This window comes from Streptomyces sp. QH1-20 (genome assembly GCF_041283565.1).
Classification (GTDB): Bacteria; Actinomycetota; Actinomycetes; order Streptomycetales; family Streptomycetaceae; genus Streptomyces; species Streptomyces syringius.
Genome location: NZ_CP166299.1, coordinates 1,750,977 through 1,766,244, shown reverse-complemented (window position 1 = coordinate 1,766,244; position 15,268 = coordinate 1,750,977). Strand labels below are relative to the sequence as shown.

Genomic DNA, 15,268 nt, shown 5'->3' with positions numbered 1-15,268 from the left:
CCGTGCGGCTCCCCGCCCCGTAGAGTGTCCGCGCACGCCACGGCCCACCCGCCGGTGGCGGGTTGTACGGATTCGAACCGGCCTGTCCCGAAGGGCGATCGGGCGGTATGGCGAGCCGGCTCGCGAGGGGGAGCGCAAGTTGAGCACCGAAGCGGACCCCATGCTGCCGTCCGCGCCCCTCGCCCGGACCCCCCTGCCCACCCTGGCGCCGGACGCCTGGCAGGCCCCGCCATGGCCGGGCGCCCCCGGGCCGCCGCCGGACGGCACCGAGCCCTGCGGCCCCCGCAGACGCCCCGGGCGCACCGCCGCGGCCGCCGCGTGCGCGGTCCTCGGCCTCGGCCTCATCGGCGGCGCCGTCGCCGGCACCTGGCTCACCGCGCCGGGGGAGCGCGGCGCGGCCGAAACCGCCTACGCGCGCGGCGCCGACCTCTGGCGGATCGTGCCCGTGGACACCCTCTTCCCCCGCACCGTGCACGACGCCATGGCCGGACCCGGAGGAGCCGCCCGGCACTGGACCCGCATCGGCGTCGCCGCCGACGCCGACTGCAGGGGCGCCTTCGATCCCCTGCTGGCCAGGGCATTGGCGCCCGTCGGCTGCAAGCGGTTGCTGCGGGCCGCGTACACCGACGCCACCTCGACCCGCGTGACCACCGTGGGCCTGCTCGTCACCGACACCGACGCGACCGGCATGCGCGCCCTGCGCAAGCGGTTCACCGGCGAACGCCTCGGCGAGCGCCCGGATCTGATGCCCCGCCCGTACGCACCGAAGGGCACCGCCGCCGAGCGCTTCGGCGACGCCCAGCGCGCCAGCTGGCGCATCAGGGTCCTGACCGACGCCCCGGCCGTCGTCTACGCCGTGACCGGCTTCGCCGACGCCCGCACGGGCACCCCGCCCCAGCCGGCCGAACAGGCCATCCGCCCCGACGCGACCACCGCCCCCGCCCAGGCGGGCCTCGGCCACGACGCGAACACACTCGCCGGCCGACTGGAACAAGGCGTCCGACAGGCCGTGACACGACCTCAGGAGACCGACCGATGACGGTGCGCGACGGCGTCCGCCGGGCCGCCATCGCGCTGGCCGCCGCCACGCTCGTCACCCTGCCCGCGGGGCCCGCCGGGGCCGACACCATACGGGCCCAGGAGTGGGCCCTCGACGCCCTGCGCACCCAGGACGCGTGGAAGACGACCAAGGGCGCGGGGGTCACCGTCGCGGTCCTCGACACCGGTGTCGACGAGGGACACCCCGACCTCGAGGGCCAAGTCCTGCCCGGCAAGGACCTCGTCGGCTTCGGCGCCCGGCGGGGCGACCGGGCGTGGGCCCGGCACGGGACCGCCATGGCGGGCATCATCGCCGGACGCGGCCACGGCGACGACAACGCCGACGGCGTCCTCGGCATCGCCCCGGAAGCGAAGATCCTGCCGGTCCGGGTGATCCTGGAGGACAAGGACCCGGCCCGCCCCCGGGCCCGCACCGCACGCGGCGGCGCCCTCGCCGACGGCATCCGCTGGGCCGCCGACCAGGGCGCCGACGTGATCAACCTGTCCCTCGGCGACGACAGCGACTCCGCCCACCCCGAACCCCGCGAGGACGCCGCCGTCCGGTACGCCCTGAGCAAGGGCGCCGTCGTCGTCGCCTCCGCCGGCAACGGCGGCGAGCACGGCGACCACGTCTCCTACCCCGCCGCCTACCCCGGGGTGATCGCCGTGGCCGCCGTCGACCGCTACGGCAGCCGCGCCGCGTTCTCCACCCGCCGCTGGTACGCGACCGTCAGCGCGCCCGGTGTCGACGTCGTCATCGCCGACCCCGACCGCCGCTACTACGAGGGCTGGGGCACGAGCGCCGCCGCCGCGTTCGTCTCCGGCGCCGTGGCCCTCGTCCGCGCCGCGCACCCGGGCCTGAGCCCGGCCCAGATCCGCGAGCTCCTCACGTCCACAGCCCGGGACACCCCGCGCGGCGGCCGCTCGGACGCGCTGGGCGCGGGGCTGGTCGACCCGGCGGCCGCGATTGCGCGGGGTTCGCGTCTGCGCCCCTCGGGGAGCGGGCCGCGTATCGCACGCGACTACACGGGCCGGTACTTCGGGCCCGGCCCGCACTCGTCGGACTCCTCCGAAACCGGGGCCCCCGTGCCGGCCTTGGCTGCGGGAACGGTGGGGGTCGCGCTGCTCGTCGCGGCGGTTGTGCTTTGGCGTGGCCGCCGCCGGTCGTGACGTCACCCGCTGCGCGGGGCTGTCAGGTCGGTGCCACGGGAGGCCCGACACCGCACCTGAACAGCCCCGCGCAGCGGCAACGGCTCCGCGCCAGCGGGAAACGCGGCCGCACCCGCCAACCCCCGGGGGGACCCGCAGAGACCCACATCCCCGGCCGGTAGGCTCAAACCGTGGAGCGAAAGAACATCCCGGACCCCGGTTTCTCCGACGACAACGGCTCCGCCGACCCCGCCCTCGCGGCGGCGCTCGCCGCGTGGTCGGCCGATCCTTCCGCCGACGACGCCGAGGCCGGCGTCCTTGGCGCCCTGCGAGCCGCACGGCTGCTCGTGCCGGTGGTCGCCGTGCTCGGTGAGGTGGAGACCGGGCCGGACGGGCTGCGGCGCGAGAAGACCAGCGACATGGCCGTGCCGACGCTCCAGGCGCCGGACGGGCGCAAGGCGCTGCCGGCGTTCACCTCCATCGAGACCCTGGCCCGCTGGCGCGCGGACGCGCGCCCCGTGGCCGTGCCCCTGCACCAGGCGCTCCAGGCGGCCGCCCACGAGAAGGCGGACACGATCGTGCTGGACCTCGCGGGGCCCGTGCCGTACCAGCTGACGGGCCCGGCCCTGCTGGCCCTGGCGGAGGGGCGGGACAGCGCGGACCCGTCGGCCGACCCGGCCGTCACCGACGCCCTGCGGTCCGTGCTGGCCGCCGAGGCCGGCGTGCTGCGCGCGCACCTCGCGCCGTCCGCGGACGCCGACGGCACCCTGGCGCTCGCCCTGGCCGACGGCGCCGTACCCGCCGAGGTGGTCCGGAAGGTCGCGGAGGCCCTCGCGGCGGACGACGTGCTGCGGGCCCGGCTCGTCAAGGGGCTGGACCTGGCCCTGCTGCCGCCCGGGGCGGCGGTCCCGGGGGAACCGCTCTTCAGCCGCTGATCCCCTGCGGGCTGCTCCGCGTGCCGCCTGCGGCGGCGTGCGCCCTGCGGGCGCGTCCTCAATCGCCGGACGGGCTGGTTCTGGTGCCCGCCCGCTCCGAAGCCAACAGGCGCCCGGCCTGAGACCGTCCGACAATGCGAGGACAGTCCACGAGATCCCCGGGAGGACGCCATGGACGCCGTGAAACTGGGATCACTACGGCTCGACCGGCTCGACCCCGTGCAGAAGCGGACCGTCGCGGCCGAATTCCTCGGGACCCTGCTGCTGGTCTTCTTCGCCGTCGGATCCGCGGTCCTCGCGGCCGACTACATCGGCGTGCTCGGCATCGCGCTGGCCTTCGGATTCACTCTTCTGGCCCTGGCGTACGCCCTGGGGCCCATATCGGGCTGTCACGTCAACCCGGCGGTCACGCTCGGTCTGCTGCTGGAGGGGCGGATCAGCCGACGGACGGCGCTGGAGTACTGGATCGCGCAGCTGCTCGGCGGCATCGTGGGGGCGGCGCTGCTGTTCCTGCTGGCCAAGCAGGTGCCGGGGCTGAAGACGGACGGCGCCTTCGGCAGCAACGGCTTCGCCGACCGGTCGGCCGTGCACCTCAACACCGGCGGCGCGTTCCTCGCGGAGGTCGCGATGACCTTCCTGCTGGTCCTCGTCGTCCTGTCGGTGACCCACAAGGTCGCCGTCGTGGGCTTCGACGGGCTGCCCATCGGTCTGGCGCTCGCCGTGGTCCACCTGGTGGGCATCCCGCTGACCGGCACGTCCGTGAACCCGGCCCGCAGCCTGGGTCCGGCTCTCTTCGCGGGTGGCGGGGCGCTCTCCCAGCTGTGGCTGTTCCTCGTCGCCCCGCTGATCGGGGCCGCGCTGGCGGCCTTCGCGCACCGGATCACCCATCCCCGCATGGGTCCGGCCCATCTCGCGGACGAGCTCTCCACGGAGCCCCGCCCGGCGGCCTGAGGCCGCCGGGACCGGGGACGGGGGCTCAGCCGAAGACCGGGCCGGTGTACTGCTCGCCCGGGCCCTTGCCCGGCTCGTCCGGTACGACGGAGGCCTCACGGAAGGCCAGCTGGAGCGACTTCAGGCCGTCGCGCAGCGGTCCGGCGTGGAAGTTGCTGACCTCGGTGGCGCTGGCGGTGACCAGCCCGGCGAGGGCGGTGATCAGCTTGCGGGCCTCGTCCAGGTCCTTGTGGTGCTCGCCCTCCTCGGCGAGGCCCAGGTTGACCGCCGCCGAGCTCATCAGGTGCACCGCGACCGTCGTGATCACCTCGACCGCGGGCACGTCCGCGATGTCACGGGTCATGCTGTCGAAGTCCGGCGCCTCGTCGGAGGGGGCCGACGGGGCCGACGGGGTGGACTCGGGGGTGGCGTCGCTCATGGTTGCTCTTCCGCTTCGGGTCCGGCCGCTCGTACGGGATCGACGTACGGGTCCTGGTGCCGGACGTTTCTCGTGCCGGACGATGTGTCCCGGCCGATGGGCCCAGCCTAGGGCCCGGCTCCGGCCGAGTGGGGACCGGGCCGGGTCACTGCTATGCTGGATATCGACCGGCTGGACACTCGCGTGCCCGGCCCACAAGTGGAGGCTCCGATCTCCCACCTCGCACGGCCCCCGGGTCGGCAGGTCTCCGGTCAGGCGACGCCCATCGTTCCGTACGGACGATGTGGAATCGCTGTTGCGCCTCGCGGTTGACCGCGGTGGTGCTCCCGGTGTTTGAGGAGCCCCCGCCTGTGTCCCGTCCGGGGCGTTTTTTGCGTCACGAGCACGACGCGGGGGTCATCCCGAACAGACGTTACGCGGCTGTCCGCCAGACAACCGTGTGGTGCTACCTAGGAGGCCCCATCAGCACCGAGCCCCGCATCAACGACCGGATTCGCGTCCCCGAGGTGCGACTCGTCGGTCCGAGCGGCGAGCAGGTGGGCATTGTGCCGCTCGCCAAGGCCCTTGAGCTCGCGCAGGAGTACGACCTCGACCTGGTCGAGGTTGCCGCTTCCGCCAGGCCGCCGGTCTGCAAGCTCATGGACTACGGCAAGTTCAAGTACGAGTCGGCCATGAAGGCCCGTGAGGCGCGCAAGAACCAGGCGCACACGGTCATCAAGGAGATGAAGCTCCGGCCGAAGATCGACCCGCACGACTATGACACCAAGAAGGGTCACGTCGTCCGGTTCCTCAAGCAGGGCGACAAGGTCAAGATCACGATCATGTTCCGTGGTCGCGAGCAGTCCCGCCCCGAGCTGGGCTACCGACTGCTGCAGCGGCTGGCGGAGGACGTCCAGGACCTCGGTTTCGTCGAGTCGAACCCGAAGCAGGACGGCCGAAACATGATCATGGTTCTCGGTCCTCACAAGAAGAAGACCGAGGCGATGGCCGAAGCCCGCGAGGCGCAGGCCGCTCGCAAGGCGGAGCGCCAGGGTGCCTCCGCCGAGCAGGAGCAGCCCGCCGAGCAGGAGCAGTCCGCCGAGGAGCCTGCAGAGGCGTGATCCAGGGGCCCCGCGGCCCTGGATTACCCGGCCCGGGGCACCGCCCCGGGCACCAACCGAACCAAGCTGACGCTTCCGTGCGCCCGTTTCCCGGGCCCGGGGGAGTGCCACCGACGAGGAGATACGGCGCATGCCGAAGAACAAGACGCACTCCGGTGCCAGCAAGCGCTTCAAGATCACTGGCTCCGGCAAGGTCATGCGCGAGCGCGCCGGCAAGCGCCACCTGCTCGAGCACAAGTCGTCCAAGCTGACGCGTCGCCTCACCGGCAACGCCGAGATGGCCCCGGGCGACGCCAAGAAGATCAAGAAGCTTCTCGGCAAGTGACGTTTCGCACCCCGCTCGCCCGGGGTGCGCGTCGGACCGGGACCCAATCGAATTCGGGCCGCGTGAGAATCCACCGCGGCCCCGCTACAAGGAGTTAACAAGTGGCACGCGTCAAGCGGGCAGTCAACGCCCACAAGAAGCGCCGGGCGATCCTCGAGGCGGCCAAGGGCTACCGCGGCCAGCGGTCGCGCCTGTACCGCAAGGCCAAGGAGCAGGTCACCCACTCCCTGGTCTACAACTACAACGACCGCAAGAAGCGCAAGGGCGACTTCCGTCAGCTGTGGATCCAGCGCATCAACGCCGCTGCCCGCCAGAACGGCATGACGTACAACCGCCTCATCCAGGGTCTGAAGGCCGCCAACATCGAGGTGGACCGCAAGATCCTGGCCGAGCTCGCGGTCAACGACATGAACGCGTTCGCCGCGCTCGTCGAGGTCGCGCAGAAGGCTCTGCCGGCCGACGTCAACGCCCCGAAGGCCGCCGCCTGATCCGGCGCCCCAGGCAGTCGATCGGACCCGCAGGCCCCCGCGGCCTGCGGGTCCATCGTTTTTGTGCCGTCGCCTTCCTCGCCTTCCTGCCTTCTGTCCTCCTTCTCCCCGTGACCACGAAGTGAGCCGCCGCCCATGGGCACCCCCGAGCTGATCTCCCCGCGCTCTCCCCGCGTCATCGCCGCCCGCCGGCTGGCCAAGCGCAATTTCCGGGTCAAGGAGCGACGGTTCATCGCCGAGGGCCCCCAGGCGGTCCGCGAGGCGATCGAGCACCGCAGCGGCGGCGAGCCCACCCTCATCGAGCTGTTCGCGACCGTCGAGGCCGCCGAGCGGCACGCCGAGATCGTCGAGGCGGCCCTGGCCGCCGGGGTCCGGGTGCACTACGCCGAGGACGACGTGATCGCCGAGCTCTCGCAGACGGTCACCCCCCAGGGCCTGGTCGGCGTCTGCCGCTTCCTCGACTCGCCCTTCGAGGAGATCCTCGCCGCCCGCCCCAAGCTGATCGCCGTCCTCGCGCACGTCCGCGACCCCGGCAACGCCGGTACGGTCCTGCGCTGCGCCGACGCCGCGGGCGCGGACGCCGTGGTGCTCACCGACGCCTCGGTGGACCTGTACAACCCGAAGTCCGTACGCGCCTCCGTGGGCTCCCTGTTCCATCTGCCGGTCGCCGTCGGGGTCCCCGTCGAGCAGGCCGCGCGCGGGCTGCGGGACGCCGGGGTCCGGGTGCTGGCCGCCGACGGCGCGGGCGTCGACCTCGACGCCGAGCTGGACCGGGGCGCGATGGGCACCCCCACCGCCTGGATCTTCGGCAACGAGGCATGGGGCCTGCCGGAGGAGACCCGGGCGCTCGCCGACGCGGTCGTACGGGTGCCGATCCACGGCAAGGCCGAGAGTCTGAACCTCGCGACGGCCGCCGCCGTGTGCCTGTATGCCTCCGCCCGTGCGCAGCGTGCAGCCGGAGGGTGCCGCTCCGTGACCTCCAGCTAGTAGGGTTGCGGTCCGGGGGCTCGGGAGGGGGTGCGGGTGGTGAACGTCAGGACTTCCGGGAGAGTGGCCGACACCTGTCCGGACGCCTCCCACGGTTCCCATGGGACGCCGGTCACCGGCGCGGGCGGGCTCGGGTTGCACCCCGACGACCTGCCGGACGGCCTGGTCGTCGCCGACGACACCGGCCGGGTCACCTGTTTCAACGCCGCCGCGGCCCGCATCACGGCCGTACGGCCCGGTGACGCGCTGGGCCGGCCGCTGGAGCGGGCCCTGCCGCTGGAGGATCTGGACGGCCGCCGCTGGTGGACCCTGACCGATCCGTACGGCGGGCTCACCACCCGGGTCGGCCAGCCGGAGCGCAAGCTGCTGCTCCCCGGCGGCCGCGAGGTGCTCGTCTCCGCCCGGTACGTCCGCGAGCGGCCGAACGGGCCCGTGATCCGGCTTGTCGTCCAGCTGCGCGGCACCGAGGCCCGTCGGCGCACCGAGCGCAGCCACGCCGAGCTGATCGCCACCGTCGCCCACGAGCTGCGCTCGCCGCTGACCTCCGTCAAGGGCTTCACCGCGACCCTGCTGGCGAAGTGGGAGCGCTTCACCGACGACCAGAAGCGACTGATGCTGGAGACCGTCGACGCCGACGCCGACCGGGTCAACCGGCTCATCGCCGAGCTGCTCGACATCTCCCGGATCGACTCCGGGCGGCTGGAGGTGCGCCGCCAGCCCGTCGACATCGTCGGCGCCGTCCGCCGGCACGTCCAGGCCCACACCGCGGCCGGACAGCGCGCCGAGCGGTTCCGGGTCAGGGTCGTGGAGCCGCTGCCCGCGCTCTGGGCCGATCCGGACAAGATCGACCAGGTGCTGGGCAACCTGCTGGAAAACGCGGTGCGCCACGGCGAGGGAACGGTCACCATAGAGGTCGCACCGGCCCGGATGAAGGCCCACACGGAGGGAACGGCGGTCACCGTGAGCGATGAGGGCCCCGGCATCCCCGAGGAGTCGATGGGCCGTGTCTTCACCCGCTTCTGGCGGGGCAGCAAGCGCGGCGGCACCGGCCTGGGCCTCTACATCGTCAAGGGCATCGTCGAGGCGCACGGCGGGACGATCACCGTGGGACGCACCCCGCACGGTGGCGCGCAGTTCCGATTTACCCTGCCCGTGGGCGCCCCGGCCTTCCTGACCCAGGCCTGAGCGCGGCCCGCGGGCCCACCCGACCATCCGCGCCCTTTAGACTCGACCTTTGGCACCTTTGGCACGACCTTGGCACCAACTCAGTCGGGCAAAGCCGCGCAGCGAAGCGAAGCCAGCCAATCGGAAGCACGGGAAGAGATGTCCGCACCCAATAAGTCGTACGACCCTGTCGAGGTCGAGGCACTGAAACCGGAAGAGATCGAGCGGATGCGGGACGAGGCGCTCGCCGCCTTCGCCGCCGCCGGCGACCTCGAGGCCCTCCACGAGGCGAAGATCGCGCACACCGGTCCCGCGTCGCCGCTGTCCCTCGCCAACCGCGAGATCGGCGCGCTCCCGCCGCAGGCCAAGGCCGAGGCCGGCAAGCGCGTGGGCATGGCCCGCGGCGCCGTCAGCAAGGCCCTCGCCGCCCGCCAGGTGGAGCTGGAGGCGGAGCGCGACGCCCGTGTGCTGGTCGAGGAGGCCGTCGACGTCACCCTGGCGTACGACCGCGTCCCCACCGGCGCCCGGCACCCGCTGACCACGCTCTCCGAGCGCATCGAGGACGTCTTCGTCGCGATGGGCTACGAGGTCGCCGAGGGCCCCGAGGTCGAGGCCGAGTGGTTCAACTTCGACGCCCTGAACTTCGAGCCGGACCACCCGGCCCGCGCCATGCAGGACACCTTCTTCGTCCAGGACGGCGACGGCAAGGCCGACTCCGGCGTCGTGCTGCGCACCCACACCTCCCCGGTGCAGGTCCGCAGCATGCTCGACCGTGAGCCGCCCATCTACGTGATCTGTCCGGGCCGCGTCTACCGCACCGACGAGCTGGACGCCACGCACACCCCGGTCTTCCACCAGGTCGAGCTGCTCGCCATCGACGAGGGCCTGACCATGGCGGACCTCAAGGGCACCCTGGACCACATGGTCCAGGCGCTCTTCGGGGCCGGTGTGACCACCCGGCTGCGGCCGAACTACTTCCCGTTCACCGAGCCGTCCGCCGAGATGGACATGCGGTGCTACGTGTGCCGCGGCGAGTCGGTCGGCAACCCCGACCGCCCCTGCCGCACCTGCTCCAGCGAGGGCTGGATCGAGCTGGGCGGCTGCGGCATGGTCAACCCGCGCGTGCTGGTCGCCGCGGGCATCGACCCGGAGAAGTACAGCGGATTCGCCTTCGGGTTCGGCATCGAGCGCATGCTCATGTTCCGCCACAACGTCGAAGACATGCGAGACATGGTCGAGGGTGACGTGCGCTTCACCCGGCCGTTCGGGATGGAGATCTGATGCGGGTCCCGCTTTCTTGGCTGCGGGAATACGTCGACCTGCCGGCCGGTGAGACCGGTCGCGACGTACAGGCCAAACTCGTCGCCGCCGGCCTCGAGGTCGAGCGTGTCGAGCAGCTCGGCGCCGGCCTCAAGGGCCCCCTGGTCGTCGGCAAGGTCCTCACGATCGAGGAGCTGGAGGGCTTCCGTAAGCCCATCCGCTTCTGCACGGTCGATGTCGGTCAGGCCAACGGCACGGGCGAGCCGCAGGAGATCGTCTGCGGCGCGCGCAACTTCTCCGTCGGCGACAAGGTCGTCGTGGTGCTCCCCGGCGCCGTGCTGCCCGGCGACTTCGCGATCGCCGCGCGCAAGACCTACGGCCGCACCTCCCACGGCATGATCTGCTCGGGTGACGAGCTGGGCATGGGCGACGACGGCACGGGCGGCATCATCGTCCTGCCGCCGGAGCACGAGGTGGGCACCGACGCCATCGAGCTGCTCGAGCTCGTCGACGAGGTCCTCGACATCGCCGTCACCCCCGACCGGGGCTACTGCCTGTCGATGCGCGGCGTGGCCCGCGAGGCCGCGACCGCCTACGGGCTGCCGCTGCGCGACCCGGCCCTGCTGGACGTGCCCGCGCCCAACAGCTACGGCTACATGGTCAAGGTCGCCGACCCGGCCGGCTGCGACCGCTTCACCGCCCGCACGGTCACCGGCCTCGACCCCGAGGCGCACTCGCCGATCTGGCTCCGCCGCCGGCTGCAGAAGGCGGGCATGCGCCCGGTCTCGCTGGCCGTCGACGTCACGAACTACGTGATGCTCGAGCTGGGCCAGCCGCTGCACGCCTACGACCGGTCCCGCATCGACGGGCCGATCGGTGTGCGCCGCGCCGAGCAGGGCGAGAAGCTCGTCACCCTCGACGGCACCAAGCGCGTGCTGGACGCCGAGGACCTCGTCATCACCGACAACAACGGGCCGATCGGGCTCGCGGGCGTCATGGGCGGGGCCAACACCGAGATCGCGGACGCCACGGCCGACCCCGAGACGGGCGCGGTCAGCGGCACCACCGAGATCATCATCGAGGCGGCGCACTTCGACGCCGTCTCCATCGCGCGCACGGCCCGCCGTCACAAGCTGTCCTCCGAGGCGTCCAAGCGCTTCGAGCGCGGCGTCGACCCGAACGCCGCGTCCGCGGCGGCCCAGCGGACCGTGGACCTGATGGTCCTGCTGGCGGGCGGCAGTGCCGAGGCCGGTGTCACCGAGATCGTCGCGCCCAGTGGGCCCCGCACCATCTCGATCAGCGCCGACCACCCCGACCGGGTGGCCGGTGTCGAGTACGGCCGGGAGACCGTCGTCCGCCGCCTCCAGGAGGTCGGCTGCGACGTCTACGGGCAGGACGAGCTGATCGTCACCGTGCCCAGCTGGCGGCCGGACCTCACCGACCCCAACGACCTGGCCGAAGAGGTCATCCGCCTGGAGGGCTACGAGAACCTGCCCTCCACCCTGCCGCAGCCCCCCGCCGGGCGCGGTCTGACCGAGCGGCAGCGTCTGCACCGCCGGGTCGGCCGCGCGCTCGCCGGCGCGGGCTTCGTCGAGGCGCCCAACTACCCCTTCATCGGGGAAGAGGCCCTCGATCACCTCGGCCTGGAGGCCGACGACGCGCGCCGCTCGGTGGTGCGCCTGGTCAACCCCCTCGCCGACACCGAGCCGGCGCTGCGCACCACGCTGCTGCCGGGGCTCTTCGGCGCCCTGCGCCGCAACGACGGCCGCGGTGAGCGCGACCTCGCGCTCTTCGAGACGGGCCTGGTCTTCCAGCCGACCGGTGACGAGCGTCGCTCGGTCCGGCTGCCGGTCGACCGCCGCCCGACCGACGAGGAGATCGCCGGCCTCGACGCCGCGCTGCCCCGGCAGCCGCGGCACGTGGCCGCCGTCCTCGCCGGGGCGCGCGAGCTGCCCGGCTGGTGGGGCCAAGGCCGTCCGTCGGGCTGGGCGGATGCCGTCGAGGCGGCCCGCACGGTCGCCCGTGAGGCCGGTGCCGAGCTGCTCGTCCGCCAGGACCAGCGGGCGCCGTTCCACCCCGGCCGGTGCGCCGCCTTCTTCGCGGTGGTCGACGGCGCGGAGGTGTTCGTCGGCAGCGCCGGCGAGCTGCACCCGCGCGTGACCAAGGCGTTCGGCCTGCCGGAGCGCACCTGCGCGATGGAGCTCGAGCTCGATCTGCTGGAGCGGGCGGGCAGCGGTGTCGCGCGGGCCCCGCACGTGTCCACCTTCCCGGTGGCGACCCAGGACGTGGCGCTCGTCGTGGACGCCTCGGTCCCCGCGGCCGACGTCGAGGCCGCGCTGCGGTCCGGTGCGGGCGAACTCCTCGAGTCGCTGCGCCTGTTCGACGTCTTCACCGGCGAACAGCTCGGTGCGGGCAAGAAGTCGCTGGCCTACGCGCTGCGCTTCCGTGCCGCCGACCGCACGCTGACCGCCGAGGAGGCCACGGCCGCCCGCGACGCCGCGGTCGCCGCGGCCGTCGAGCGCACGGGAGCCGCCCTGCGCGGCGCGTAACACCGAGGGCACGGCCCGCCGCCTGGTGCTGTCTGGCCGGCGGCCGTATGCACACAGCGCAGGGGCGCATCCGGATCTCCGGGTGCGCCCCTCGTCTATGGGCATATGTCTGACCCACGTTCCGAATATCACTCAATAGGGTGGAAATGGACGTTCTGGTCGTTACTTCGGCGTGAGTGCTCGCGAGAATCGAGCGCGTCATTGCTGCTAGGGGGGCCGCTGGGCATGATTCGTACAGGGGTGGGGCGGTGCTGGCGGGGTCTGGTGTTCGCGCTGCCCGGACTGTGGGTGCTCGGGGTGGTGGTCTGGGAACTCCTGAGCCCGAGGGGCACCCCCTTCATTCAACTGCTCGCCGCCGCGCCCGCCATCGCCTGCGCCGGCAGCGGGCGCCGTCAGTGCGTGGTGCTCGGCGGCGGCTGCGCGCTCTTCGCGCTCGTCCCCCTCGGTTCGTCCGGTCACGCGGACCCGGTGGGCCGTGCGGGCACCTGCTGCGCGATCCTCGCCGTCGTCGTGGCCGGCTACTTCACCACGGGCCGCAGACTGCGGATGCTGCGCGAGCTGGAGCGGCTGCGCGAGATCGCCGCCACCGCGCAGCAGGCCCTGTTGCGTCCCCTGCCGCCCCGGATCGACGGGATCACCGTCGCGGGCGGGCATCTGTCGGCGAGCGAAGGGGCCCTGGTCGGCGGCGATCTGTACGAGGCGCTCGCCACCCCGCACGGGGTGCGCATCGTGATGGGCGACGTCCGCGGCCACGGACTCGGTGCGATCGGCACCGTCGCCGCCGTGCTCGGCAGCTTCCGCGAGGCCGCCCACGACGAGGTGGAACTGCCGGGCGTGCTGCGGCGGTTGGAGCGTGCCCTGCAGCGGCACCTGGGTCAGCGGGCGGGTGCCGAGCCCCGGACACCGCCGCCGAAGCAGGAGGACGAGCGGGAGCGGTCCTGCGCCGAGGAGTTCGTCACCGTGCTGCTGCTGGAGCTGCGGGCCGACGGCGAGGTCGCGGTGCTCAACTGCGGGCATCCCTGGCCGTATCGGCTCCGCGGCACGGCCGACGGCGGTGCGCGGGCCGTCGCGGTGACCCCCGGGGAGCCGCTGCCGCCGCTGGGGGCCTTCCCGCTGCCGGCCGAGGTGCCCGTCCTGCGGCTGCCCCGGCTGCTGCCCGGCGACGCCCTGGTGCTGCACACCGACGGCGCCGAGGACGCGCGGAACGCGGCGGGGGCGTTCTTCCCGCTGGAGAGCGCCCTGGCCGAGGCGGCGCACGGTGTGCCCATCGTGCCCGCCACGGTCGTCGAGCACGTCCGTGGCGCGCTGCTGCGGCACACCGGAGGCCTGCTGACCGACGACGTCGCCCTGTTGGCCCTGCGGGACGACCGCCAGCGCATCCCGGTGCGCACGCCCCACGCCGATCTCGCGCGCGTCTGCCGGCCCCGGTCCTGACCTCTCCCGGCGGCTCCCGGCGGCCGGAAAGAGCCGCCCGGCGGCCACGCTCGGCGGTGGCCCGTTCACACCCCGTGCGAAGGGATCTCCCTTACGCTGATCCCACCGAGCGTTTCCGGAGGGCAGGATGGAGCCCAACACTCTGCTCGACGCCATTCTCGACGAGGCGGGGATCTCCCACGCGGGCCTGGCCGCCCATGTCAACGCGGCCGGCCGCGCCCGTGGACTGGCGTTGCGCTACGAACACACCGCCGTCGCCCGCTGGTTGCGCGGCCAGCGGCCGCGTGGCCAGGTGCCCGACCTGATCTGCGAGGTCCTCGGCGAGCGGCTGCACCGCGCGCTGACCCTCGACGACATCGGCCTCGGCACCCCCGGCAGCCCGAGGGTGCCGGGCACCCCGCTCTCCGGTTTCGTCGAACGGGCCACCGCGCTGTGGCGGTCCGACGAGCAGCAGCGCGAGCACGTCGTCAGCGCCCCGGCGGTGACCGGCACCCCCGCCGTGATCCCGGTCTGGGAGTGGGAGAATCCGCCCGAGGACGCCGACGTCTCGCGGCGCGGTCTGACCCGGGTGTCCATGGACGACATCGAGATGCTGCGCGCGGCCCGCGCGCACTACGAGCAGATGTACCGCAAGGCGGGCGGCATCGCGACCCGCGCCCGGGTCGTCGGCTTCCTCAACTCCGAGGCCGCGCCCCTGCTGCGCGGCAGCTACCCCGATGAGACGGGGCGTCAGCTGCACCGCGCCACCGGGGGCCTGGTCGCGGTCGCCGGGATCTGCGCGTACGACTCCGACGCGCACGGACTGGCCCAGCGCTATTTCCACCAGGCGCTGCGGCTCGCCAAGGCCAGCGGGGACCGCGGGCTCGGCGCGTACGTCATAGCCCTTCTCGTCAACCAGTCGCTGTTCATGGGGGAGTACCGGCAGGCGGTGGCCTTCGCCGAGTCCGCGCTGCGGGCGGCGGGCGCGAACCTCACCCCGGCGCTCGCCGCCGACCTCTACGCCATGCAGGCCAAGGCCTATGCCCGGCTCGGCGACGGCGGCGGGGCACTCGCCTGCATCCGCCGCGCCGAGACCGCCGCCGAGCGCATCCACCGCGGCCAGGAGCCCGCCGAGACCGGCTACGTACAGCCCGGACTGGTGAACGTGCAGGTCGCCGAGGCGCTGCTCAGCCTCGGTGACCTCGGACCCGCCCGTGAGCACGCGGACCGGGCGGTCGACACCCCCGCGCACGACCGGGGCCGTGTCCACCGGCTCGCCATGCTCACGCACATCGAGCTGCGTCAAGGAGACGCGGACAAGGCGGTGGCCACCGCGCGGGAGATGACCGAGCAGGCGAGAGGCATGGAATCGCAGCGGTTACGGGACCGGCTCCGAGCGGTGCGCGAGCACCTGATCGAAAGTGGGTGCGCGGCCACGGCCGAGGCCGCCGAGATGATCGACGGGGCGCTGCGCGTGCCCTTGTGAGGACA

The 15,268-nt window shown here is 73.3% G+C and carries 14 protein-coding genes; 13 read left to right on the top strand and 1 reads right to left on the bottom strand.

The features are described from left to right. The first annotated feature begins 139 nt into the window (after positions 1-139). From AB8O64_RS07865 to AB8O64_RS07850, 4 genes are all read left to right on the top strand, one after another. Positions 140-1,039, top strand: a complete 900-nt coding sequence (locus AB8O64_RS07865) for a hypothetical protein (RefSeq protein ID WP_370418530.1) — start codon at positions 140-142, stop codon at positions 1,037-1,039. After that, positions 1,036-2,208 carry a type VII secretion-associated serine protease mycosin gene (gene mycP / locus AB8O64_RS07860; protein WP_370418529.1) on the top strand — a complete coding sequence of 391 codons (1,173 nt, stop codon included), beginning with the start codon at positions 1,036-1,038 and terminating at the stop codon, positions 2,206-2,208. The genes AB8O64_RS07865 and mycP overlap by 4 nt, the downstream gene beginning before the upstream one ends. Before the next feature lie 170 nt (positions 2,209-2,378). After that, on the top strand, positions 2,379-3,122 hold the full coding sequence (locus tag AB8O64_RS07855; RefSeq protein WP_370418528.1) for an SseB family protein: 744 nt from the start codon (positions 2,379-2,381) through the stop codon (positions 3,120-3,122). A gap of 219 nt (positions 3,123-3,341) precedes the next feature. Then, positions 3,342-4,073, top strand: coding sequence for an MIP family channel protein (locus tag AB8O64_RS07850; protein WP_365378743.1), 732 nt, complete (start codon positions 3,342-3,344; stop codon positions 4,071-4,073). Between the two features lie 25 nt (positions 4,074-4,098). On the opposite strand, the gene AB8O64_RS07845 is transcribed toward AB8O64_RS07850, so the two are convergent. Then, a complete protein-coding gene (locus AB8O64_RS07845; protein WP_370418527.1) occupies positions 4,099-4,491 on the bottom strand; it encodes a DUF1844 domain-containing protein in 393 nt (130 codons plus the stop codon). 437 nt (positions 4,492-4,928) lie between these two features. Between AB8O64_RS07845 and infC the strand changes: the two genes are divergently transcribed. The 9 genes from infC to AB8O64_RS07800 all read left to right on the top strand — a co-directional run bounded on the left by infC (position 4,929) and on the right by AB8O64_RS07800 (position 15,263). Next, entirely contained in the window at positions 4,929-5,591 is a 663-nt protein-coding gene (gene infC, locus AB8O64_RS07840; RefSeq protein ID WP_130877080.1) for a translation initiation factor IF-3, read from the top strand. Between the two features lie 130 nt (positions 5,592-5,721). Then, entirely contained in the window at positions 5,722-5,916 is a 195-nt protein-coding gene (gene rpmI, locus AB8O64_RS07835; protein ID WP_071964711.1) for a 50S ribosomal protein L35, read from the top strand. 101 nt (positions 5,917-6,017) lie between these two features. Further along, entirely contained in the window at positions 6,018-6,404 is a 387-nt protein-coding gene (rplT, locus tag AB8O64_RS07830) for a 50S ribosomal protein L20 (protein ID WP_102921913.1), read from the top strand. A gap of 135 nt (positions 6,405-6,539) precedes the next feature. Next, a complete protein-coding gene (locus AB8O64_RS07825; RefSeq protein WP_130876953.1) occupies positions 6,540-7,391 on the top strand; it encodes an RNA methyltransferase in 852 nt (283 codons plus the stop codon). Between the two features lie 135 nt (positions 7,392-7,526). Further along, complete coding sequence (locus AB8O64_RS07820) at positions 7,527-8,576, top strand: ATP-binding protein (protein WP_365215185.1); 1,050 nt, start codon at positions 7,527-7,529, stop codon at positions 8,574-8,576. A 138-nt stretch (positions 8,577-8,714) separates the two neighbouring features. Further along, positions 8,715-9,836: a phenylalanine--tRNA ligase subunit alpha gene (pheS, locus tag AB8O64_RS07815; protein ID WP_184733637.1), complete on the top strand. Its 1,122-nt coding sequence runs from the start codon at positions 8,715-8,717 to the stop codon at positions 9,834-9,836. Next, a complete protein-coding gene (gene pheT, locus AB8O64_RS07810) occupies positions 9,836-12,364 on the top strand; it encodes a phenylalanine--tRNA ligase subunit beta (protein WP_370418526.1) in 2,529 nt (842 codons plus the stop codon). Before pheS ends, pheT begins: the two co-directional genes overlap by 1 nt. A 225-nt stretch (positions 12,365-12,589) precedes the next feature. After that, a complete protein-coding gene (locus AB8O64_RS07805) occupies positions 12,590-13,798 on the top strand; it encodes a PP2C family protein-serine/threonine phosphatase (protein WP_370418525.1) in 1,209 nt (402 codons plus the stop codon). 127 nt (positions 13,799-13,925) lie between these two features. After that, positions 13,926-15,263, top strand: a complete 1,338-nt coding sequence (locus tag AB8O64_RS07800) for a tetratricopeptide repeat protein (protein WP_370418524.1) — start codon at positions 13,926-13,928, stop codon at positions 15,261-15,263. The last annotated feature ends 5 nt before the right edge of the window (positions 15,264-15,268 follow it).

What these genes read in the sequence shown, in the direction of transcription:
- mycP (WP_370418529.1), top strand. Translation starts at nt 1,036, where the DNA reads ATGACGGTGCGCGACGGCGTCCGCCGGGCCGCCATCGCGCTGGCCGCC.
- AB8O64_RS07845 (WP_370418527.1), bottom strand. Translation starts at nt 4,491, where the DNA reads ATGAGCGACGCCACCCCCGAGTCCACCCCGTCGGCCCCGTCGGCCCCC.
- rpmI (WP_071964711.1), top strand. Translation starts at nt 5,722, where the DNA reads ATGCCGAAGAACAAGACGCACTCCGGTGCCAGCAAGCGCTTCAAGATC.
- AB8O64_RS07825 (WP_130876953.1), top strand. Translation starts at nt 6,540, where the DNA reads ATGGGCACCCCCGAGCTGATCTCCCCGCGCTCTCCCCGCGTCATCGCC.
- pheS (WP_184733637.1), top strand. Translation starts at nt 8,715, where the DNA reads ATGTCCGCACCCAATAAGTCGTACGACCCTGTCGAGGTCGAGGCACTG.
- pheT (WP_370418526.1), top strand. Translation starts at nt 9,836, where the DNA reads ATGCGGGTCCCGCTTTCTTGGCTGCGGGAATACGTCGACCTGCCGGCC.
- AB8O64_RS07805 (WP_370418525.1), top strand. Translation starts at nt 12,590, where the DNA reads ATGATTCGTACAGGGGTGGGGCGGTGCTGGCGGGGTCTGGTGTTCGCG.
- AB8O64_RS07800 (WP_370418524.1), top strand. Translation starts at nt 13,926, where the DNA reads ATGGAGCCCAACACTCTGCTCGACGCCATTCTCGACGAGGCGGGGATC.